General features: G+C 68.5%; 22 protein-coding genes. 9 read left to right on the top strand and 13 right to left on the bottom strand.

Annotated elements, in window-relative coordinates; translation table 11 throughout:
- The first annotated feature begins 81 nt into the window (after positions 1-81).
- Complete coding sequence (locus tag BAY61_RS12825; protein WP_245866046.1) at positions 82-729, top strand: methyltransferase family protein; 648 nt, start codon at positions 82-84, stop codon at positions 727-729.
- Positions 730-800: 71 nt separating this feature from the next.
- Positions 801-1,166 (top strand): BlaI/MecI/CopY family transcriptional regulator, encoded by a 366-nt coding sequence (locus tag BAY61_RS12820; RefSeq protein WP_091798834.1) that lies wholly within the window; start codon positions 801-803, stop codon positions 1,164-1,166.
- Positions 1,167-1,168: 2 nt separating this feature from the next.
- Here BAY61_RS12820 and BAY61_RS12815 read toward each other — a convergent pair whose 3' ends face one another.
- From BAY61_RS12815 to map, 5 genes are all read right to left on the bottom strand, one after another.
- Entirely contained in the window at positions 1,169-1,405 is a 237-nt protein-coding gene (locus tag BAY61_RS12815; RefSeq protein ID WP_091797437.1) for a hypothetical protein, read from the bottom strand.
- Between the two features lie 165 nt (positions 1,406-1,570).
- Positions 1,571-1,789 (bottom strand): hypothetical protein, encoded by a 219-nt coding sequence (locus BAY61_RS12810; protein WP_091797434.1) that lies wholly within the window; start codon positions 1,787-1,789, stop codon positions 1,571-1,573.
- A 37-nt stretch (positions 1,790-1,826) separates the two neighbouring features.
- Positions 1,827-2,708, bottom strand: coding sequence for a 1-aminocyclopropane-1-carboxylate deaminase/D-cysteine desulfhydrase (locus BAY61_RS12805; RefSeq protein WP_091797431.1), 882 nt, complete (start codon positions 2,706-2,708; stop codon positions 1,827-1,829).
- 42 nt (positions 2,709-2,750) lie between these two features.
- Entirely contained in the window at positions 2,751-3,980 is a 1,230-nt protein-coding gene (locus BAY61_RS12800; RefSeq protein WP_091797428.1) for a cytochrome P450, read from the bottom strand.
- A gap of 138 nt (positions 3,981-4,118) precedes the next feature.
- Positions 4,119-4,886: a type I methionyl aminopeptidase gene (map, locus tag BAY61_RS12795; protein ID WP_091797426.1), complete on the bottom strand. Its 768-nt coding sequence runs from the start codon at positions 4,884-4,886 to the stop codon at positions 4,119-4,121.
- Positions 4,887-5,112: 226 nt separating this feature from the next.
- Between map and BAY61_RS12790 the strand changes: the two genes are divergently transcribed.
- Positions 5,113-5,952 (top strand): SAM-dependent methyltransferase, encoded by an 840-nt coding sequence (locus BAY61_RS12790; protein ID WP_245866203.1) that lies wholly within the window; start codon positions 5,113-5,115, stop codon positions 5,950-5,952.
- On the opposite strand, the gene BAY61_RS12785 is transcribed toward BAY61_RS12790, so the two are convergent.
- Positions 5,912-6,610 carry an ABC transporter ATP-binding protein gene (locus BAY61_RS12785; protein WP_091797418.1) on the bottom strand — a complete coding sequence of 233 codons (699 nt, stop codon included), beginning with the start codon at positions 6,608-6,610 and terminating at the stop codon, positions 5,912-5,914. The two genes, BAY61_RS12790 and BAY61_RS12785, sit on opposite strands and share 41 nt — an antisense overlap.
- Positions 6,607-7,698, bottom strand: coding sequence for an ABC transporter permease (locus BAY61_RS12780; protein ID WP_091797415.1), 1,092 nt, complete (start codon positions 7,696-7,698; stop codon positions 6,607-6,609). Before BAY61_RS12780 ends, BAY61_RS12785 begins: the two co-directional genes overlap by 4 nt.
- A gap of 170 nt (positions 7,699-7,868) precedes the next feature.
- On the opposite strand from BAY61_RS12780, the gene BAY61_RS12775 reads away from it, so the two are divergent.
- The 6 genes from BAY61_RS12775 (at position 7,869) to BAY61_RS12750 (ending at position 13,464) form a co-directional block, all read left to right on the top strand.
- Complete coding sequence (locus BAY61_RS12775; RefSeq protein WP_091797413.1) at positions 7,869-9,098, top strand: sensor histidine kinase; 1,230 nt, start codon at positions 7,869-7,871, stop codon at positions 9,096-9,098.
- On the top strand, positions 9,095-9,730 hold the full coding sequence (locus BAY61_RS12770; RefSeq protein WP_091797410.1) for a response regulator: 636 nt from the start codon (positions 9,095-9,097) through the stop codon (positions 9,728-9,730). Before BAY61_RS12775 ends, BAY61_RS12770 begins: the two co-directional genes overlap by 4 nt.
- A 36-nt stretch (positions 9,731-9,766) precedes the next feature.
- Positions 9,767-10,609, top strand: a complete 843-nt coding sequence (locus BAY61_RS12765; RefSeq protein ID WP_091797406.1) for a PhzF family phenazine biosynthesis protein — start codon at positions 9,767-9,769, stop codon at positions 10,607-10,609.
- 132 nt (positions 10,610-10,741) lie between these two features.
- Positions 10,742-12,025 (top strand): APC family permease, encoded by a 1,284-nt coding sequence (locus BAY61_RS12760; RefSeq protein ID WP_091798831.1) that lies wholly within the window; start codon positions 10,742-10,744, stop codon positions 12,023-12,025.
- Positions 12,026-12,041: 16 nt separating this feature from the next.
- Positions 12,042-12,656, top strand: coding sequence for a class I SAM-dependent methyltransferase (locus BAY61_RS12755; protein ID WP_091797400.1), 615 nt, complete (start codon positions 12,042-12,044; stop codon positions 12,654-12,656).
- An 88-nt stretch (positions 12,657-12,744) separates the two neighbouring features.
- Positions 12,745-13,464, top strand: coding sequence for an IclR family transcriptional regulator (locus BAY61_RS12750; RefSeq protein WP_091797398.1), 720 nt, complete (start codon positions 12,745-12,747; stop codon positions 13,462-13,464).
- Here the strand turns inward: BAY61_RS12750 and BAY61_RS12745 are convergent.
- Genes BAY61_RS12745 through BAY61_RS12720 form a run of 6 tightly spaced genes read right to left on the bottom strand, consistent with a single transcriptional unit; the run spans position 13,455 to position 18,614 of the window.
- The gene (locus BAY61_RS12745; protein WP_091797396.1) at positions 13,455-14,117 is read right to left on the bottom strand and encodes a flavin reductase family protein; all 663 of its coding nucleotides are present in this window, start codon (positions 14,115-14,117) and stop codon (positions 13,455-13,457) included. The two genes, BAY61_RS12750 and BAY61_RS12745, sit on opposite strands and share 10 nt — an antisense overlap.
- A complete protein-coding gene (locus BAY61_RS12740) occupies positions 14,114-15,199 on the bottom strand; it encodes an ABC transporter substrate-binding protein (protein WP_091797395.1) in 1,086 nt (361 codons plus the stop codon). Before BAY61_RS12740 ends, BAY61_RS12745 begins: the two co-directional genes overlap by 4 nt.
- A 58-nt stretch (positions 15,200-15,257) precedes the next feature.
- The gene (locus BAY61_RS12735) at positions 15,258-16,145 is read right to left on the bottom strand and encodes an ABC transporter permease (RefSeq protein WP_091797393.1); all 888 of its coding nucleotides are present in this window, start codon (positions 16,143-16,145) and stop codon (positions 15,258-15,260) included.
- Entirely contained in the window at positions 16,145-16,912 is a 768-nt protein-coding gene (locus BAY61_RS12730; RefSeq protein WP_211323435.1) for an ABC transporter ATP-binding protein, read from the bottom strand. Before BAY61_RS12730 ends, BAY61_RS12735 begins: the two co-directional genes overlap by 1 nt.
- Positions 16,909-17,694: an HpcH/HpaI aldolase family protein gene (locus BAY61_RS12725; protein ID WP_091797389.1), complete on the bottom strand. Its 786-nt coding sequence runs from the start codon at positions 17,692-17,694 to the stop codon at positions 16,909-16,911. Before BAY61_RS12725 ends, BAY61_RS12730 begins: the two co-directional genes overlap by 4 nt.
- The gene (locus tag BAY61_RS12720; protein ID WP_091798826.1) at positions 17,691-18,614 is read right to left on the bottom strand and encodes a cupin domain-containing protein; all 924 of its coding nucleotides are present in this window, start codon (positions 18,612-18,614) and stop codon (positions 17,691-17,693) included. The genes BAY61_RS12725 and BAY61_RS12720 overlap by 4 nt, the downstream gene beginning before the upstream one ends.
- Positions 18,615-18,618: the final 4 nt, after the last annotated feature.

Here is an 18,618-nt window from a genome sequence, read left to right as displayed (position 1 = left end):
GCGCGAAGCGACCGGGCGAGCCGCTTGACGCTTCGCTCAACATATGCATAGATTGCAATATAAACATTAATTGGAGGCAATGTGGTCCGGCTCTGGGGCGGGCTGACGCTCGCGGTCGTCGTACTGTTTCTCGCGCTGGCCTTCGGGCTGCGCGCCGTGATCCACCACCGGAACACCGGGTCATGGGGCTTCAACCGCCTGAGCGGGAAACGCTGGTCCGCCGAGTGGAACGCGGGAATCCTGTTCAGGGCGGCCCTGCTCGCGGCTCTGACCGCACCGGCCCTTCAGCTCGCCGGCGTACTCATGCCTTTCCCCGCACTGGACGGCGGCGCGTTCCGGACGACGGGCGCGGCACTCGCGGTCGCCGGAATCGCGATCACCATCGCCTCCCAGCACGCTATGGGCACCTCGTGGCGAGTCGGCGTCGATCCGGGAGAACGCACCACCCTGGTGACGGCGGGGCCGTTCGCGCTCGTCCGCAATCCGGTGTTCACCGGCATGATCACCGCTTTCGCCGGAATGGGCCTGCTGACACCGAATCCCGTTTCCCTCTTCGGCGTCGGCTCGCTGATCGCCGCGATCGAGATTCAGGTGCGCGCCGTCGAAGAGCCCTACCTTCTACGCGCACACCCGGATTCCTATGGCGCCTACGCCGGTTCGGTCGGCAGGCTCGTTCCGGGTTTCGGCAGAGTGCGGGGAATCGGGGCACGAGAGGCCAGCCGGGGTTGACCTCCCATGCCCTTCCACAAGCGACCCAGAGTCCGCGGTGCGTACGATATCCGCCGAAGGGGGAGGTGGCCATGCGCGGTCTTGGCGAGCTTGAGAGCGCCGTGATGAACGTGCTCTGGGAAGCGGGAGAGCCGGTCAGGGTCAGGGATGTGCTCGAACGACTGGACACGGGCAAGCCGCTCGCCTACACGACCGTGATGACCGTGCTGGACAATCTTCACCGCAAGGGATGGACCGCGCGCGAGCAGCATGGCAAGGCGTACCACTACACCCCCGCGTCGAGCAGGGAGGAAGCCTCGACCCGGGCTCTGCGCGAGGTTCTCGGCTCCTCGGCCGACCCCGAAGCCGTGCTGCTGCATTTCGTCGCCTCGGTCTCCGACGAGGAGACCGAGCTGCTGCGGGGCGCGCTGCGCAAGAAGCGGCCCCACCGCCGCTGACCTCAGCGCGGCTCGCCCTTGTGAAGTCTGACCATCGTCAGCAACCCGGTCAGCCACAACACGATCACCGGCACCAACAGCAAGGGCAGGTTGGTGGCGAGCGCCGCGACGGCCGTGCCGGCGGCCAGTACGAGTGGCACGACCACCCACGGTCCTTCCCTGTTGATCAGCGCTCCCACGAGCGTGATCCACACGGCCATGACGGGCAGGTACAGCACCCACTGGGGAATGGCCGACATCGCCAACGCACCTCCGGCGGCTTCCTCGATGCGGCACCGCTGACGGGGGACGACAGTCGAGACGACAAAAACTACAAGAGATAGTAACAAGCAGGTCCGGCCGGGGACGCCCAGGGCGCGCGAAGCCTGGCGGACTACCTCCGAAGATCCATTGTGGACACCCGCTCAGTCGCTCATGGGTGTACCGCGCTTGCGAAGCTCGTCGAGTTTGTCGGCGTTGACGTACCGCTCGACGTACCCGCATCCGGCGCAGGCGAGGAAATACGTGCTGGGACGAGACCATTTGGTCTGCCCGCCGAGCCACAGATCCTGATACACCGCGCTGTGCGCCTGCACGCCGTAGATCTCGCCGCCCCCGCACTTGACACAGACACCGCGCCGCATGTCGCCTTCCCCCGTTTCCGTGATGTGGCAGGGCCGCTCAGCTCAACACGGCCACGATCGCCGAGCCGCGCTCGAACCTACCGGAGGCGATCCGCGCGTACAGGCCGTACAGCATCTTCGCTTCGTACACCCAGTCGAGCGTGATGCCGTGCCGGAAGGCGAAATCCGCGATGAACCGGTCCAATTCCGGCGTGCGCTTCGCGTAGCCGCCGAAGTGGAAGTCGTGGTCAAGCGCCCAGTCACCGGTCCGCTCGCCAAAACCCGCACGCTGGAGCCGCCGCACCTCCGTATCGAGGTACCCGGCGCCTTTGAGCACGACGAAACCCAGTGCCCGCTGGTGACCGGCGAGCCCAGCCGCGATCCCCGCGACGGTGCAGCCACTGCCGGTGGCGCAGCAGATCACGTCGAAGTCGACGCCGATCTCGCCGGGAAGCTCGGCGCAGCCACGAACTCCCGCCCCGTTCCCGCCGCCTTCCGGCAGCACGTGACACGGGCCGAACTCACCGGTCAGCGCGGCCAGCACGGCGGGCTCGGTCTTGTGCCGGTAGGTCGCGCGGTCGAGGTAGGTCAGCGTCATGCCCCGGCTCCTCGCGTAAGCCAGCGATGCGTTGAGCGGCGAATGTTCCTCGCCGCGAATCACGCCGACCGTCTCGAACCCGAGGTAATGCCCAGCGGCCGCCGTCGCCCTGATGTGGTTCGAGAACGCCCCGCCGAAGGTCAGCAGCCTGGTGTGCCGTCGCTCGCTCGCCTCGGCGAGGTTGTACTTCAGCTTGCGCCACTTGTTGCCAGGCACCTCGGCGTGAACCAGGTCGTCTCGTTTCAGATGGACGCGGACACCGTGCCGGTCAAGACGCTCGTCACGCAGCTCGGTCAGCGGTGACGGCAACCCGAAGGACAGTCCACGAACAGCTGCGCCCATCGCGTCCACGGCCCGAGGATAGCCACCGGCTACCGCGGGCGGTCAATCGTGGCAAGCGACGACCCGCATCCTGAACGCAGAGGAAGGAGTCAGCGTGTGGCCTCTGAGCCGCGCGCGGCCGGGGCGCACCTTGCGCAGCGTTCGGCGGCGCAGGAGGGAGGCGACGAACAGCCGCATTTCGAGCTGAGCCAGCTGGCTGCCGATACAGTGGCGAGTTCCGCTGCCGAACGGCAAGTACTGGTGCGATTGAGGTTTGCGTTCGAGAAAGCGGCCGGGATCGAAGGCGCCGGGGTTCGGAAACACGTCGCGTTGCCGGTGTGCGAGATAAATGCTCGGGGCGAGCACGGCCCGCGCCGGGATGGTCGTACCCAGCAAAGGGGTGTCCGTGCCGACCTGGCGATTCGCGGCGTTGGGCACCGGCGGCGTGATACGCAAGGATTCCTGCACACACGCCTGAAGATAGGGCAGGCCGGAGGCGGTCGAGCCGTTCGCCGTACTCCCCCGCAACTCCGCCAGCACGTTCGCCAGTACGTCGTCGTTCTCGACGATCCAGTGGAGCGTCCAGGCAACGGCGGAGGCGGACGTCTCGTGGCCCGCGAACAGCAAGGAGGCCACGTGATCTCGCAGCTCGCCGTCCTCGATCCCGGCGAACTCCCCATCGGCCAGCAGCGAAGCAAGACTCGGCCGCCCCTCGGCCGCGGCCTGTCTGACCGCCGCGACGAGCCTGCGGTCAAGGGACTCGGGCGACCGAGGGAAGCCGCCGAGGAACAACCGGTACGCCAGTGTGCGCGGAACCGAGCCGATCGTCCGGTCGAGCCAGGTCGCGAACTCGTCGAGCACGTCAGCACGCGATCCGAGGACGATCGCCCCCGCGATTTCCAATGCCACCTGGCGGGCCATCGCGGTCGGCGAGAACACCATGCCCGGCTTCAGCCGGTCGATCGCCCGATCGACCGTGGCCGCGACCATCGAATGCCACCTCGGCAGCTGCCGTGCGCTGACCGGAGGCGCCAGGACTCGCCGAAACCGCTCGTGCCGCTCGCCGTCGGCCCAGAGAAGAGAGTTGACGCCGAGTACGGAACTCAGCGAGCGGCTACCCGGATGATCGAGCGAGGAATCGGTCTTGAACAGCCACTTCAGGGCATCCGCTTGCCACACCAGGAATTTGGCTCTCGGGGCGCTCCGGAGCTGAACGTAGCCATCCGCACGTTTGCCCTGCGAGTCCAGGAACCGCAACGGACACAGACCCATTCGCAGCTCGGCACTGTTCACCGGTCGCCCTTCCCTACGATGAGCTTCCACTCAACAGCAGAGCGTATGCGCGTGTCAATCGGTTCCGGTTCGCAATGAACTGTCCTCATAGGACATATGGAGTCGCCGTCAGCGCATGCGAGCGGTCGTCCGTTGCGGTCATTCCCGCCGGGTGAGCACGAGGGGACCGTCCTCGGTGACGGCGACGGTGTGCTCGGAGTGGGCCGTGCGCGAGCCATCGGCCGAGCGGATGGTCCAGCCGTCGGCGTCGAAGACGATGCGGTCGGTGGTGCGGGCGAACCACGGTTCGAGCGCGAGGGTCAGTCCCGGCCGGAGCTTCAGGCCGCGGCCCGCCTTGCCCTTGTTGGGAACGTGAAGATCCTCGTGCATGGTGCGGCCGATGCCGTGACCGCCGAACTCGGTATTGACCGGATACCCGTAGTCGCGGGCGACGGTCCAGATCGCCGCCGAGATGTCACCGAGGCGATTGCCGGGGCGCGCGGCCTCGACTGCCGCCTCCAGTGCTTCCTCGGTGGCTCTGATGATCCGCAGATCTTCCCCGGCCGCGGTCCCGACGATGACCGTGCGCGCCGAATCGGCGGACCAGCCGTCGATGGTCACCGCGAGGTCGGCGCTGAGCACGTCCCCGTCGCGCAACAGGTAGTCGTGGGGCAAACCGTGCAGGACGGCGTCATTGACCGAAAGGCAGATGACGTTGCGAAAGGGCCCCTTGCCGAAGGAAGGGGCGTAATCCCAGTAGCACGACAGCGCCCCTCGCCGTTTGATCATGCCCCTGGCATGCTGCTCCAGGTCGAGGAGATTGACTCCAACGTCGGCGATCCGGCCGATCTCGGTGAGCACCTCGCCGACGAAACGCCCCGCGACGGCCATGCGCTCGATCTCGGCCGGTGTCTTCAGTTCGATCACGAGAACCTCACGTACCAGGTAAGCGGTATTACTATACCGCAAACCTTAGCATGTGCCGGTATAGTAATACCAACTCTACGCGGCATCCGGCCGCCCGCCATCTCTCCGACGTGTCTGTCCCATGTGGACTCCAAGGTGCGCGTGTCCGAGCCCCACTTTCGGCTCCTCGCCAGGTGTCCCACGACGTTCTACACTCGGCGCACACGATGCGGAGGGCTGGGTGACGATGGCTGTCGAAGGAGAGGCGCCCGGCGCCCCGCGAGGTATCGACTCACGCAGGCCGAACGCGGCCCGCGTCTACGACTGGCTGGTCGGTGGCAATGCCGCCGACCCCGTCGACATCGAGTTCGGCGAACAACTGCTCAAGACCTTCCCGCTGACAAGGGCCGGGGCGGTCATGAACAGGCAGTGGCTGTGGCGCGCCGTCGACGCGGCGCTGGCCGCCGGAATCCGCCAGTTCGTCGACCTCGGTTCAGGGCTGCCCACCGCGGGCGCGGTCCACGACCGCGTCCGCGCGGCCGGCGTCGAAGGCGGCAGGGTGCTCTACGTCGACTACGAAGCGGTTGCTCGCGCGCACATCGAGGACAAGCTGCTCTCCGACGAGGTCGACGACTGGTGTGGCGGCGCGCAGGTCGACATCAGAGACCCGGACCTGCTGTTCGCGCACCCCGAGACCCGGCGGTTGATCGACTGGGACGAGCCGGTGTGCGTACTGATGGTGGCCGTGCTCCATTTCATCGGCGACGAGACCGACATTCCCGCCCTGCTGCGCCGCTACCGGGACCGCATGGCGCCGGGAAGCTGGCACGCCATCAGCTATCTGAGTTCCGTCGACGACGAGGAACCCGAACAGGCCGCGACCCTGCGCAGGCTGTGGGCCGCCTACGACGACACCCCGAATCCGGTGTTCGTGCGCGACCGGTCCGAGATCGAGACCTGGTTCGAGGGGCTGCGGATGATCCCGCCGGGCCTGGTGCACTTGCCCCAGTGGGGGGACGTCGAGCTGACACCCGAGCTGGACACCATCAAGCGAGTCGGCTGGGCTGGAGTCGGCGAGATTCGGTGAGCCGCCCGTCGGCGACCTCGGCGATCTGATCTACCGCGGTGAGGTGGGCGCGGTCGTGGGTGACCAGGACCGTTGCCGTCGCCTGCTGATGGGTCAGCCGGGTGATCAGGTCGATGACCGCCGCTCCCCGGTCGTGGTCGAGCGCGCTGGTGGGCTCGTCGATCAGCAGGACGGTCGGGTCGTTCATCAGGGCTCTGGCGATGTTGACGCGCTGGCGCTGACCGCCGGAGAGCTGGTGCGGGCGGCGGCGCGCCTCACCGGCGAGACCGACGGCGTCGAGCAGGTCCAGCGCCTTGCCGCGTGCCTTGCCGGGGGAACGACCGTCGATCTGTGCCATCACCTGAAGCTGCTCGGCCGCCGTGAGCGAGGACAGCAGGTTGGGCTGCTGGAACACGATGCCGATCTTGTGCCGGCGAAGGTCGGTGAGTTGACGCCGGGTCATGCCGGTGGTGTCGGTGCCGTCGATCGTGACGGTGCCGGTGTCCGGGGTGATGAGGGTCGCGGCGACGGCGAGGAGGCTGGATTTTCCGGAGCCGGACGGACCCGCGATCGCGGTGAGACTGCCCCGTGGGACGTCGAGGCTGACCTGGTCAAGCGCGGTGAGGCGGGAGTCGCCGTCAGGGTAGGTGAGGGTGATGCCGGTCAGATTCAGGCTCATCGGGCGCTCCCCAATGCGGTCAGCGGGTCGACGGAGGTGATGCGGCGGATGGCCACCGCCGCGCCCAGCACACCGAGCAGGATCAGCACGGCGGCGGGGACGAGAACGGTGGCTGGATCGAGCACGAAGGGAACGGTGGAGCCGGAGATCACCGCGCCGAGCCCGGCCGCGAGTCCGGTGCCGACGAGGGTGCCGCCGGTGAGCAGGACGACGGCCTGACCGAGAGCGTCCTTAAGCAGTCCGGCCGTGGTGGCTCCCAGCGCTTTGAGCACGGCGATGTCGCCGCTGCGCTGGATGGTCCATACGGTGAAGAACGCACCGATGACCAGCGCCGAGATGACGAACAGAAAGCCGCGCATCAGTTGCAGGGAACCGTTTTCGGAGGTGTAGGAGCCGATGGCGGCCAGCGAGTCCTCCGTGGAGACCGTCACGGTGCCCGCCGCCTCGTCGGTGGCCTCGATGACGCCGTCGGAGGTGTCGTCGGAGGTGGTCAGGGCGATCACCGTCGCCGTGTCGCCGCCGCTGCCAGGAGGCGCGGTGTGCTGCCAGACGTCGAGGTTGGTCCAGACGACGGGGGTGTGGCTGAAGAAGGCGTCGCCCGCCACCGAGGTCACGGCCAGTTCCTGTCCGGCCACCGTGATGGTGTCGCCGGAGCGGACACCCAGGCTCTCCGCGGCCGCGCCGGAGAGCACCGCCGAGTGCCCGGTCAGCGTCTCGCTGTCGGGGGCGAGGGCCGATCCGGGCCGGACGCCGAAGGCGGAGATGCCGGAGCTGCGGTCGCCCGCCGTGGCGTTGAGGCTGGTGATGCCCAGCGGTTCGGCGGTACCGACGCCGGGGGCCGATGCCCATTGCCGCCACTGGTTCTCGGTGACGGTGGAGCCGGAATACGCCAGCTCCTGGCCCTCGCCTGGCGCCGCGAAGGCGATCCGGTCGGCAGGCAGGCCGGTGATCGCGGAAATGTTCTGCTGCCCGAGCCCCGCCGTCAGCCCGGACAGCAGCCCGACCAGCAGGGTGATCAGGACGACGACGACTCCCATCAGGGCGAAGCGCCCCGCGGCGAATCTCAGGTCTCTCCATGCGACGAACACGACTTCGGCCTGCCCTCTCGGCTGGGGACTGGTACCCCTCCACGGTCACCGTTCGCGCCCTGGCAGGGCATCGCCCCGGGGATGGCACTTCGCGAGCGGGAAGGCGGCACTCCGGTTCCACCTTTCGATAGAGGTGTACTCCCGGGGCCGCTCCGTAACCTGGACTTACTGTGAACGTCACCGCTCCTGCCCTGACCCCGACCAGCCGGGTCCTAACCTGGTGCGTGCATCTGCTGTTCACCGGCCTGCTCGTGCTGGCCGCGGTAAGGGCCGTCGCAGGCAACCTGCCATTGACCGGCGCGATCGTGGCCGTGGCCGTGGCGTGCGGCGCGGTGTACGCGGCAGGGCCATTCCTGCCGCGCGTCCGCACCTCGCGATGGGCCGCGGCGGCGTGGCTCGGCGCGGTGAGCGCTGGGTGGCTGGTCCTGATCGTGCTGACCCCCGACGGGATCTGGGTCGCCTTTCCGCTGTACTTCCTCCAGCTCCACCTGCTGCCGCGCCGGGCGGGACCAGTAGCCGTGACGGCGACCGCGCTGGCCGCGATCACCGCCTTCGCCGCTCACCAGGGTTCGCTCAGCCCCGCCGTCGCCATCGGCCCCGCGCTCGGCGCGGCCGTCGCGGTCGCCGTCGTGCGGGGATATCAAGCGCTGTATCGAGAGAGCGAGCAACGCAGACACCTGATCGACGAACTGACCGTCACGCGCGCCGACCTCGCCGAGGCTCAGCACACGGCCGGTGTGCTCGCCGAGCGGGAACGCCTGGCCAGGGAGATCCACGACACCCTGGCACAGGGGTTGTCGAGTATTCAGTTGCTGCTGCGTGCCGCGGAGCGGTCCCTTCCGGAGACCCCGGCGAAAGCAGCGGGGTACGTGGATCAGGCTCGCCACGCCGCCGCTGACAACCTCGCCGAAGCCCGCCGCTTCGTCGCGGCACTCAGCCCGCCTGCGCTCGACGACACGACACTGGCCGGTGCGCTGGAACGGTTGTGCGCCACCACCAGCACGCGACACCGGATCACGGCGCGCTTTCACGGCACCGGCGACCCGGTACCGCTGCCCACCGCGCACGAGGTCGCGCTGTTGCGCATCGCCCAGGCCGCGCTCGCCAACACCGTCCGCCACGCCGAGGCCAGCACGGCCGAGATGACCCTGAGCCATCTCGGCGACCACGTCGCACTGGACATCGTCGACAACGGCACCGGCTTCGACCCAACGGGGCTGCCGGAGCCCGACCCGCAAGGCGGTGGCTTTCGAGGCTTCGGCCTCGCGGCCATGCGCGCCCGCGCGACGGCGCTGGGCGGCACCCTCACCATCGAGTCGGCGCCGGGCCGGGGCACCGCGCTCGCCGCCTGCCTGCCACTCCCCCAGCCCGCGAGCACCCGAGCGGAGGCAGGCCCGTGACCGGCACTCTTGTCCGGCTGCTCCTCGCCGACGACCATCCCATCGTGCGCGCGGGGCTTCGTGCCGTGCTGGAGACCGAACCCGGCCTCGTCGTGGTCGCCGAAGCCGCGACAGCCGAGGACGCCGTCGCCCGCGCGGCACTCGGCGACATCGACGTGGTGCTCATGGACCTCCAGTTCGGCGCGGGCATGACCGGCGCCGAGGCGACCGCCGCGATCACGGCGCGTCCCGGCGCGCCGAGGGTCCTGATCGTCACCACCTACGACACCGACGCCGACACCCTGCCCGCCATCGAGGCGGGAGCGACCGGCTACCTGCTCAAGGACGCCCCACCCGAAGACCTGGCCTCGGCCGTGCGCACCGCGGCAGGCGGCGGAACCGCACTGGCACCCAGCGTCGCCGACCGGCTCATGAACCGGATGCGCATGCCCGGCACCGCGCTGACCCGGCGTGAGGCCGAGGTGCTTACCCTGGTCGCGGGCGGTCTTTCGAACCGGGCCATCGCGGACCGGCTTCAGCTCACCGAAGGCACCGTGAAATCCCATCTCGCCCGCAGTTACACCAAACTCGGTGTCGACTCGCGCACCGCCGCCGTCGCCGCCGCGACCGAACTCGGCCTCATCCGCCGCTGACGGACCGCGCGGCGTTCCGATGACGAAAGGACCGCCGTGACATTCACCGTCCACCTCGTCGACGTTTTCGCGTCGGGGTCGTTGACCGGCAATCCGCTCGCCGTCGTCACCGGTGCCGACGACGTGGAAACAACGGACATGCAGCGATTGACGCGGTGGTTCGGCTTCTCCGAGACCACGTTCCTCCTGCCGCCGACCCAGCCTGAGGCCGACTACCGGGTCCGGATCTTCACGCTGGACAGGGAAATGCCGTTCGCCGGGCACCCCACGCTCGGTACCGCGCGGGTCTGGCTCGCCACGGCAGGCGCGGCGCGCGGCCGGGGCGAACTCGTCCAGGAATGCGGAGCCGGGCTGGTCCGGGTGCGCCGGGAAGGCGACCTGTTGTCCTTCGCCGCCCCGCCACTGCTCAAATCGGGCAGGCCGACGGCGGAAGAACTGAGCGAGGCCACCCGCTTCCTCGGCCTCGGCGTCGCCGACGTCCTCGACGCGTCGTGGATCGACAACGGCCCAGGATGGCTCGGTATCCGGCTGGCATCGGCCGAGGCGGTGTTGTCACTTTCGCCCGAGCCGCGCTGGCCCGGCCGCGTCGACATCGGCGTCGTCGGTCCGCATCCGGCGGGCAGGGACACGTCGTTCGAGGTGCGGGCGTTCTTCAGCGACCAACTGGGGGCCATCGTCGAGGACCCCGTCACCGGCAGTCTCAACGCCTCGATCGGGCAGTGGCTCTACGCGACCGGCGTCGTCGCCGGGCCCTATGTCGCGGCACAGGGAACCAGCCTCGGCCGCAGCGGTCGCGTCCACGTCCACCGCGATGCCGAAGGGCAGATCTGGACCGGTGGTCAGGCATGCATTCACGTGCGGGGCGAACTGGAGCTGTAGCGCCGTCCCGGTCAGTCCACATCGGACCTTCCACTGGCACGCCGCGCACCCCGCCGGTCTCCGGGTAGCGTGCGTCCGGCGGGACCCACATCCCGGTGGCACGGCCTGGTGAAGCGAGGACACACGATGACGATGGGACCGGATTCCGGACAGCCCGCGTCATCCCGGCTCGCACGACGGCTCGGCACGGGCAGCGCGGTCGTGATCGGCCTTGGCTCGATGCTCGGAGCCGGGGTGTTCGCCGCGTTCGCCCCTGCAGCTCGCGCCGCGGGGACCGGACTGCTGATCGGGCTGGCGATCGCCGCGATCGTGGCCTACTGCAACGCCACCTCTTCGGCACGGCTGGCCGCGCTGTACCCGGAGTCGGGCGGAACCTACGTCTACGGCAGGGAACGGCTCGGCCCCTTCTGGGGCTATCTGGCCGGATGGGGGTTCGTGGTCGGCAAGACCGCTTCGTGCGCGGCCATGGCCCTCACCGTCGCCGCGTACACCCTGCCGCACGCCGACCGGCCCGCGCGGACGGCACTCGCGGTGGGTGTGGTGCTCGCGCTGACCGCGCTGAACTACCGGGGTGTGCGGAAGTCGGTACTGCTGAGCGCGGTCATCGTGGCGGCAACGCTGCTCGTACTCGGGGCCGTCGTACTCGCCTCGCTCACCGGCGGCACCGCGAGCACGGGACACCTGCGCCCGTTTCCGGACGCGGACCTCGGCGGGGTCCTGCAATCGGCGGGGCTGCTGTTCTTCGCCTTCGCCGGCTACGCCCGGATCGCCACCCTCGGCGAGGAGGTCCGCGAACCCCGGCGCACGATTCCTCGTGCGATCCTCCTCTCGCTCGGGATCACGCTGGCCGTCTACACGCTCGTCGCGGTCGCCGCGCTGCTCGCGCTCGGTCCCGCCGCGCTGGCCGCCGCGACCGATCCGCTGGCGAGCGCGGTCGAGGCGGGCTCGTGGTCGTGGCTCACCCCGGCCGTACGGGCGGGCGCGGCGATCGCCGCGCTCGGTTCACTGCTCGCGCTCGTGCTGGGTGTCTCGCGCACCACGTTCGCCATGGCCCGGGACGGGCACCTGCCACGGACACTCGGCGCCGTCCACCCCCGGTTCCAGGTGCCGCATCACGCCGAGATCGCCGTCGGTGTCGTCGTCGCGATCGTGGTCGGCTTCGTCGACGTGCTCGGCGCCATCGGCTTTTCCTCCTTCGCCGTGCTCGGCTACTACGCCATCGCCAACGCCTCGGCGCTGACCCTGACCCGGGGCGAAGGCAGGCCGCCCCGGATCGTCCCGGTGACCGGTCTGGCCGGTTGTCTCGTGCTGGCCTTCACTCTGCCTGCCGGTTCCGTACTCGCCGGAACCGCGATGCTGGTGCTCGGCACCCTGTTCTGGGCGGCTCCGCGCTTGTTGCGCGGGCGCGGCGGCTGATGAACACTCTCGCCCCATGGCGGGAAAAGATCTGGACGGCCTGCGCCGGTACTGGGACAAACAGTCGGGCTCCTACGACCGGCAGATGACCCTCCTCGACCGCAAGTTCTTCGGCGACACCCGGCAATGGGTGTGCGCGCAGGCCGAGGGCGAGGTACTGGAGGTCGCCGTAGGCACCGGTCTGAACCTGCCGCTCTATCCCGCCGACGTCACACTCACCGGTATCGACCTGAGCCCGGCGATGCTGGAGCAGGCGCGCGGGCGCGGGCGTGCGATCGACGCCCGCACCGGTGACGCGCAGCGGCTGGAGTTCCCCGACGCCTCGTTCGACACGGTCGTCAGCACGTTCGCTCTGTGCGCGATCCCCGACGAGAAGGCCGCGATCGGCCAGATGTGGCGGGTGCTGCGTCCTGGCGGCCTGCTCCTGCTCGCCGACCACGTCGTGAGCACCGCCTGGTACGCGAGAGGTGTCCAGCGGCTCGTCGAACTCGTCAGCATCCCGGTCGGAGGCGAGCATTTCCGGCGAAGGCCGATCGAGGACGTGCGGGCGAAGGGATTCACGATCGAGCGCCATGAGCGGTTCAAGCTCGGCATCGTGGAACGTCTCGCCGCGCGCAAACCGGCCTCCTGAGTGGCGCGCTCCGCACTCGGTAGCCAGCCACTGGATTACATGATATGAACATCCTGTTCACAGTGTGCTCAGTGGAGGTGGGAGCCGGATGGACATCCAGGCCGTCGACAGGGTCGGGAAGATCCTCGCCCTTTTCGGCCCTCACCGGACGTCGGTGTCCTCGTCGGAGGCCGCCGAACTGATCGGCCTGAACAGGACGACGACCTACCGGTACCTGTCCTCGCTCGTGGCGGCGAACGTACTCGATCTGCGGCCCGACCGCACCTACGTTCCGGGCCCGACGTTGATCCAGCTCGGGGCGCTCGCGCTTGGTCAGAGGGAGATCCTGCGGCTTGCCGCCGAACCGATGGCGCAGCTCGCCAGGGAAACCGGTGTCACCACCGTCCTGTCGCTGTGGGGCGAAGCCTCCCCCGTGGTGGCACACGTGGAAGAACCCGCTCACCGCGAGATCGTCGTGACGGTACGCGTAGGCATGCAACTGTCGCCGTCGGCCGCGCAAACGAGGATCTTCCACGCCTTCAAGGACGACGACCCACGCGTGCGACGCGCGGTGCGGAACCTGCAGGCCGACGAGCCCTCGGAATCCGGCATCGAACGCGACACCGTGCGCGAGCGCGGATTCGCCACCCAGACCAGCCCGAGGGGCATCGCGGTAATGGCAGTGCCCGTCTACGAAGCGGGCGGCATGGTGGCCGCGCTGGCGTTGCTGAGCACCCGCGACGTGCTCGACCTCTCCGCGGATTCCTCGGAACTGTCCGCACTGCTGAAAACCGCGGAGACGATCTCGACGAGCATGGGTCACGCCTGAGGCGTACCCGCCTCGCGATCGGCACGCGACGACACCACCATCGCCAGCGGGGCCAGCGTGTCCACCTCACCGAGCCTGCCGTAGGTCGGCCCGGCCAGCCTGGCGGCCGGATCGAGCTCGGCCGTGTCGATCTTGCCGTCGCTCAGCAGATCCGTCCTGACGTGAAACGTCAGCACCTCGCCGACGGTGAACTCCGAACCGGCCCTTCCGAAGCTGACGACCTTCGCGAGCCTGCACTCCATGCTCACCGGAACATCGGAAAGCCGGGGCGGAGCGACCTTGTCACTCGCGGTCGTCTCCAGCCCGAGCAGCGCGATCTCGTCCACATCGGCCTCCAGCGCCCGCCCGCTCTCGTGGACCGCGTTCCTCGACCGCCACGAAGGGATGTTGACGACGTACTCCCCCGTGCACGCGATGTTGTGCGCGGTGTCCTTGCGACGGCCTGCCCGCCTTCCGATGTTGACGCCGATCATGGGCGGGTCGTTCGACACCATCGTGAAAGCGCTGAACGGGGCGAGGTTGAGTGCGCCGTCGGCGTCCATCGAGGTGATCCAGGCGACGGGCCTTGGCACGATGACTCCGGTGAGCAGCCGGTAGGCGGCGTTCGCGTCGAGCGAGGAAGCCTCGATCGCCGTGTGACCGGGTCCGCTCATCCCTGGTATTCCTCAGCACTCGTGCGCACGGCGGCCGCGTCGAAGTCGTTGATCTTCTCGATCAGCGAGTTGTCGAACAGATCGTCGGCGGGAACCTCGGTGTCGATGAGCCCGGCTTCGCGCAGATAGGTCACGCTGGCCTCCATCGCCGAGGGGTCGAGTTCGCCGTAGGGCTCGTCGTCGGCCCCGAGGTTCGCCAGCCGCGACTCAAGGACCTTGACGCCGGTGGCGATCGCTTCCTCGTCGCTCATGCCGGTCGGCTTGCTCTCGGGGTGGGCCCTGTAGAGGATCCTGATGGCCGCTTCGGGGTTGGCCGAGGTGAACACGACGCCCTTGGCGACCGCCCTGCCGATCTTCTCGAACAGCTCGGGATTGCTCTCCAGTTCGGAGGCGCGGGCGGCCAGCCCGCCGCTGGTGAGGTTCTCGGTGCCGGGAACCTCGATGGGCCGCAGCGCGATGCCCTGGTTCCGCAATACCTGGAACGACGTGTCCAGCAGGGCGAGCGCGTCGACGTGCCCGTCCTTCACCGCCGCCGCCTGCTGAGCGCCCGTGCCGATCGCGATGAACGTGACGGAATCCGCCGGAACGCCCGCCTTTTCGAGACCGATCTTGGCCTGGGTGACCGACGCGCTCGCCAGCGAGATGGCGCCGACCGTCTTGCCGCGCAGGTCGGCGATCGAGGAAATGCCGGAGTCCTCGGGAACCTGGAGGCCGTAGATGTTGTCGCGGTAATAGGACATGTAATACGTCAGATCCAGATTCTTGCCCGGCTGCCTCCCGATGACGACCGGTTCGGGGCTGACCGCCCCCGTCGCCACCTTGCCCGTGGCGATCTGCTGGGCCTGGGTGGTGGCGGAGTCGGTCAGGATCACGTTCATATCCAGACCTTCCTGCTCGAAGTACCCCTGTTCCTGGGAGACGGCGATACTGGCGATACCGGCGTTCCAGGTCGGCGTGGCGAGCGTCATCGAGATCGCCCTTCCGTCCCCGCCCGCACCGGCACCGCAGGCGGTCAATGTTGCGGCGAGCACGGCTGCCGAGGTCATGGCGAGCAGAGGTCGCATGCGACTGTGCATGGTCATCGTTCTTCCTCTTGTCGGGCGAAAACGTTGGTACAAGGCCGAAATCCGGCGTGTCAGGTCAGGGAGTCACGTTGCGGGCCCGGTTCTCCTCCGACCAGAAGGTCAGCCTGCGGCCGATCAGCACGACCGCGTAGTGGAGCACCAGCCCGATGGCCGACAGGATCACCAGCACGGCGAACATGGTCGCCACGTCCAGCGAGGTGTTGCTGGACAGGATCAGATACCCGAGCCCCGCCTGCGATCCGACGAATTCGGCGACGACCGCGCCGATCACCGAGAGCACGACGGCCACGTCGAGCCCTGCCACGATGCTCGGGACGGCACTCGGCAGCCGTAGCCGCGTCAGCACCTGCCTTCTGGTGGCACCGAAGGACTTCATCATGTTGATCTGGTCGTTGCTGGCCGAATTGAACCCGAGGGTCGAGTTGACGAGGATCGGGAAGAACGCGATCAGCGCGGTCGCGAGAATCTTCGATTCCATGCCGAAGCCGAACCAGACGAGAAACAGCGGCGCGAGCGCGACCTTGGGCACGGTCTGCAACACGACGATGATCGGCAGCAGGGTTTTCTCGGCGAGGCGCGAAGAACTGATCACGATCGCGATGAGCATGCCGACCACGACCGCGATGCCGAACCCGTAGATGATTTCCTGCAACGTGACGAGGGTGTGGTGTCCGAAGGAACCCGAGCCGAACCCGTCGATCAGTCCCTGGACGATACGGGTCGGCGCGGGCAGCAGGATTTCGGAGATGTCCAAAGCGGACACGATCGCTTCCCACACCGCGAGCAGAAGAACGACCGTGCTGCCTGCCAGCAGCCAGCCCGGCAGGTCCGAAAGGCGCTTACGCCTTCGCGTCGCCGAGGCTTCCCTGCGCACGGTGAGTTTGCCCCGCTCGTCCTCGGCTGGAGCCTGTTCGAGGTCCGTGGGGAGGTCGTGGATGCTCATCAGGGGGTCACCGCTTCCGTTCCGTCGAGGACCCGCCGGATCCGCCGGGCGTACTCGCCGAACTCCGGGGTGTTGATGGTGGCCAGCGTGCGCGGCCTCGGCAGATCGATGCCGACGACGTCGGCGATACGGCCGGGGCGCGGCGTCATGACCACGACCCGGTCGGAGAGCAACACCGCCTCCGAGATGCTGTGCGTGATGAACAGCACCGTCTTGCGGTCGCGTTCCCAGATGGTCAGCAGATCCATGGTGAGCTGGTCGCGGGTCATCGCGTCGAGCGCGCCGAACGGTTCGTCCATCAGGAGAATGCGAGGATCATGCAGCAGTGCCCTCGCGATTCCCACGCGTTGCTGCATTCCGCCGGAAAGCTGATACGGGTAGCTCTCGGTGAAGTCCGTCAGGCCGAGCATGGAGATCAGCTCCAGTGCCCTTCCCCTGTCGGTCCTGCGGCGGCTCCTGCTCTGCAACGTGGACGGAACGAGGACGTTGTCGAGCACCGTGTGCCACGGCAGCAACAATGGTTGCTGGAACACCATTCCGGTCATCGCCGACACCGAAGGCGCGTGGGCGTGGTATTCGAGGGAACCGCCCGTCAACGGTTCCAGCCCCATGATCAACTTGAGTAGCGTGCTCTTCCCGCAGCCGCTCGGCCCGACGATGGACACGAATTCGCCGTCGCCGACGCCGAGGTCGAAATCGTCGACGGCGAGGGTGTTCTCTCCGTATCGCTTCGAGACGTGCTCGAAGCGCATCACCGTGTTCGTCATGTCAGGTGCTCCTCGTGCTCGGTGGCAGCCCTCGGCGCGAGCCGCCGGGTCCGCTCGATCAACCCGGTGGCTCCCACGGCAAGCGTCGTCGTGTCGTTGCCGCAGACGATGAAGTCGTAGTCCTCTTCGGCCGCCTTCGCGATCGCGCCGGCGCCGACGGCCGTGCCGACGAGCATCCCTGCCGCCTTCGCGGCGGCGCGCGCCGTCGCCGTCAATTCCGCGACCGGCGGCGCGCCCCGCAGGCTCGCCGCGTCGATGCCGAGGTCGGCCGGGCCGAGCATCAGCGCGCCCAGACCGTCCACTGTGGCGATACGTCCCGTTTCCCTTACGGCGGCGACACTTTCGATCTGCCCGATCGCGAGACCGGTCCGCGACAGGTACTCCGCTCGTGGCGCGGTTCCCCAGCCGCCCGCTCGCGAGGTCCCGCCCGATCCCCTGACCCCGTGTGGTGGGAACCTGGTGCATTCGACGAGCCGGGCGGCTGTCTCCGCGTCGTCGACGTGCGGCGCGACGATGCCATCGGCGCCCGCGTCGAGCAGCCGCTGGATCAGCGAGGGCCGCAGGTCGGGAACACGCACCAGCATCCGCATGCCCCTGCCCTGGCCGACGGCGATGTGGGCAAGGACCGCGTTCAGGTCCATCAGGGTGTGTTCGAGGTCGACGACGCAGAAGTCGAATCCCGCCTTCGCCATGATCTCGGTGCTCTCGACCGAGGACAGCTTGATCCACGAGCCCCACGCGGGACCGAGGGAGCCGCCGCCGGTGCGGCGCAACGGGTTCATGCTGATTCCCCGTCAGCCGGAGCGGGGTAGTCCTCGGCGTTGAGCACCCAGCCGGGCCTTGCCGAAAAATCGGCGCGAGGACCGGCGAAGATGTCCAGCATCCTGTTCTCGCCCTCCCCTACCGCCTCGCTGGTGTGAATCAGCGGCGGCGGGATGATCGTGAGCGAGGGGCCGCCGATGGTCAGGTGCTCGTCGGGCCGCCAGGTGCGCCGGTCCGTGCCCCACGGGGTGCGCACGTGGTGGGTGTAGCGGCCGTCCTCGACAAAGCTGAGTTGTTCGAAGTCCTCGTGCGAATGCGGCGAAAGCGAGCCGGGATCGCGGGGCCCCACTCTCGGATAGAGCACGTTGACCATCGCGTGCCGGTTGCGGAAGATCCGTCCCATCCGCCGAGGGGACGGCTCGATCCGCTCGACGTCGTCGTATACGCGCAGCGCTGGTCCGCCGGGAGGCTCCGGCCACGGCGGCGTCACCGCGACGGTGTCCGGCAAGGGCTGGTAGACCTCGGCGTTGCGGCTGCGCGCGGCCAGTTCGGTCGCTGTGGTCGCGAACAGCCGGACCAGCCTGGCAGGCTCCTCGGCGATGATCCTGCTGTGGCCGGGGGGAATCGCCACGACCGAGCGTCCTGCCACCACGGCGTTGGCACCCCCCGCCTCGAACGAAACGGCACCGCCGCTTCCCAGCACCACGGCGAGTGTCTCGTCGGTTTCGGTGCGTTCGAGGAGGTCGCCCTCGGCCAGCTCGGTGTAGACGAAGACCACGTTCGTCGCCCTGACGATCCAGGACCTGCCGCCCTCGCCGGTGATGGCGTCGGGCTCGATGGTGGTGAAGTCGAAGCTTTGCGGTGGCAGTGGTTCCCCCTCCGGCCGCCGGGCGGCGGCAGGCGCGAGCTGGGCACGGGGATCATCTGGCGCGTAAGGCATGGCG

The organism is Prauserella marina, assembly GCF_002240355.1.
In the GTDB taxonomy this organism is placed as follows: Bacteria; Actinomycetota; Actinomycetes; order Mycobacteriales; family Pseudonocardiaceae; genus Prauserella_A; species Prauserella_A marina.
The sequence above is the reverse complement of the archived record's forward strand: the minus strand, read 5'-3'. Positions and strand labels throughout refer to the sequence as shown.

Excerpts from the sequence above, each read along its gene's own strand:
- BAY61_RS12820 (WP_091798834.1), top strand. The coding sequence starts at position 801 with ATGCGCGGTCTTGGCGAGCTTGAGAGCGCCGTGATGAACGTGCTCTGG.
- BAY61_RS12815 (WP_091797437.1), bottom strand. The coding sequence starts at position 1,405 with ATGTCGGCCATTCCCCAGTGGGTGCTGTACCTGCCCGTCATGGCCGTG.
- BAY61_RS12810 (WP_091797434.1), bottom strand. The coding sequence starts at position 1,789 with ATGCGGCGCGGTGTCTGTGTCAAGTGCGGGGGCGGCGAGATCTACGGC.
- BAY61_RS12805 (WP_091797431.1), bottom strand. The coding sequence starts at position 2,708 with ATGGGCGCAGCTGTTCGTGGACTGTCCTTCGGGTTGCCGTCACCGCTG.
- BAY61_RS12790 (WP_245866203.1), top strand. The coding sequence starts at position 5,113 with ATGGCTGTCGAAGGAGAGGCGCCCGGCGCCCCGCGAGGTATCGACTCA.
- BAY61_RS12785 (WP_091797418.1), bottom strand. The coding sequence starts at position 6,610 with ATGAGCCTGAATCTGACCGGCATCACCCTCACCTACCCTGACGGCGAC.
- BAY61_RS12760 (WP_091798831.1), top strand. The coding sequence starts at position 10,742 with ATGGGACCGGATTCCGGACAGCCCGCGTCATCCCGGCTCGCACGACGG.
- BAY61_RS12755 (WP_091797400.1), top strand. The coding sequence starts at position 12,042 with ATGGCGGGAAAAGATCTGGACGGCCTGCGCCGGTACTGGGACAAACAG.
- BAY61_RS12750 (WP_091797398.1), top strand. The coding sequence starts at position 12,745 with ATGGACATCCAGGCCGTCGACAGGGTCGGGAAGATCCTCGCCCTTTTC.
- BAY61_RS12745 (WP_091797396.1), bottom strand. The coding sequence starts at position 14,117 with ATGAGCGGACCCGGTCACACGGCGATCGAGGCTTCCTCGCTCGACGCG.
- BAY61_RS12740 (WP_091797395.1), bottom strand. The coding sequence starts at position 15,199 with ATGACCATGCACAGTCGCATGCGACCTCTGCTCGCCATGACCTCGGCA.
- BAY61_RS12735 (WP_091797393.1), bottom strand. The coding sequence starts at position 16,145 with ATGAGCATCCACGACCTCCCCACGGACCTCGAACAGGCTCCAGCCGAG.
- BAY61_RS12730 (WP_211323435.1), bottom strand. The coding sequence starts at position 16,912 with ATGACGAACACGGTGATGCGCTTCGAGCACGTCTCGAAGCGATACGGA.
- BAY61_RS12725 (WP_091797389.1), bottom strand. The coding sequence starts at position 17,694 with ATGAACCCGTTGCGCCGCACCGGCGGCGGCTCCCTCGGTCCCGCGTGG.
- BAY61_RS12720 (WP_091798826.1), bottom strand. The coding sequence starts at position 18,614 with ATGCCTTACGCGCCAGATGATCCCCGTGCCCAGCTCGCGCCTGCCGCC.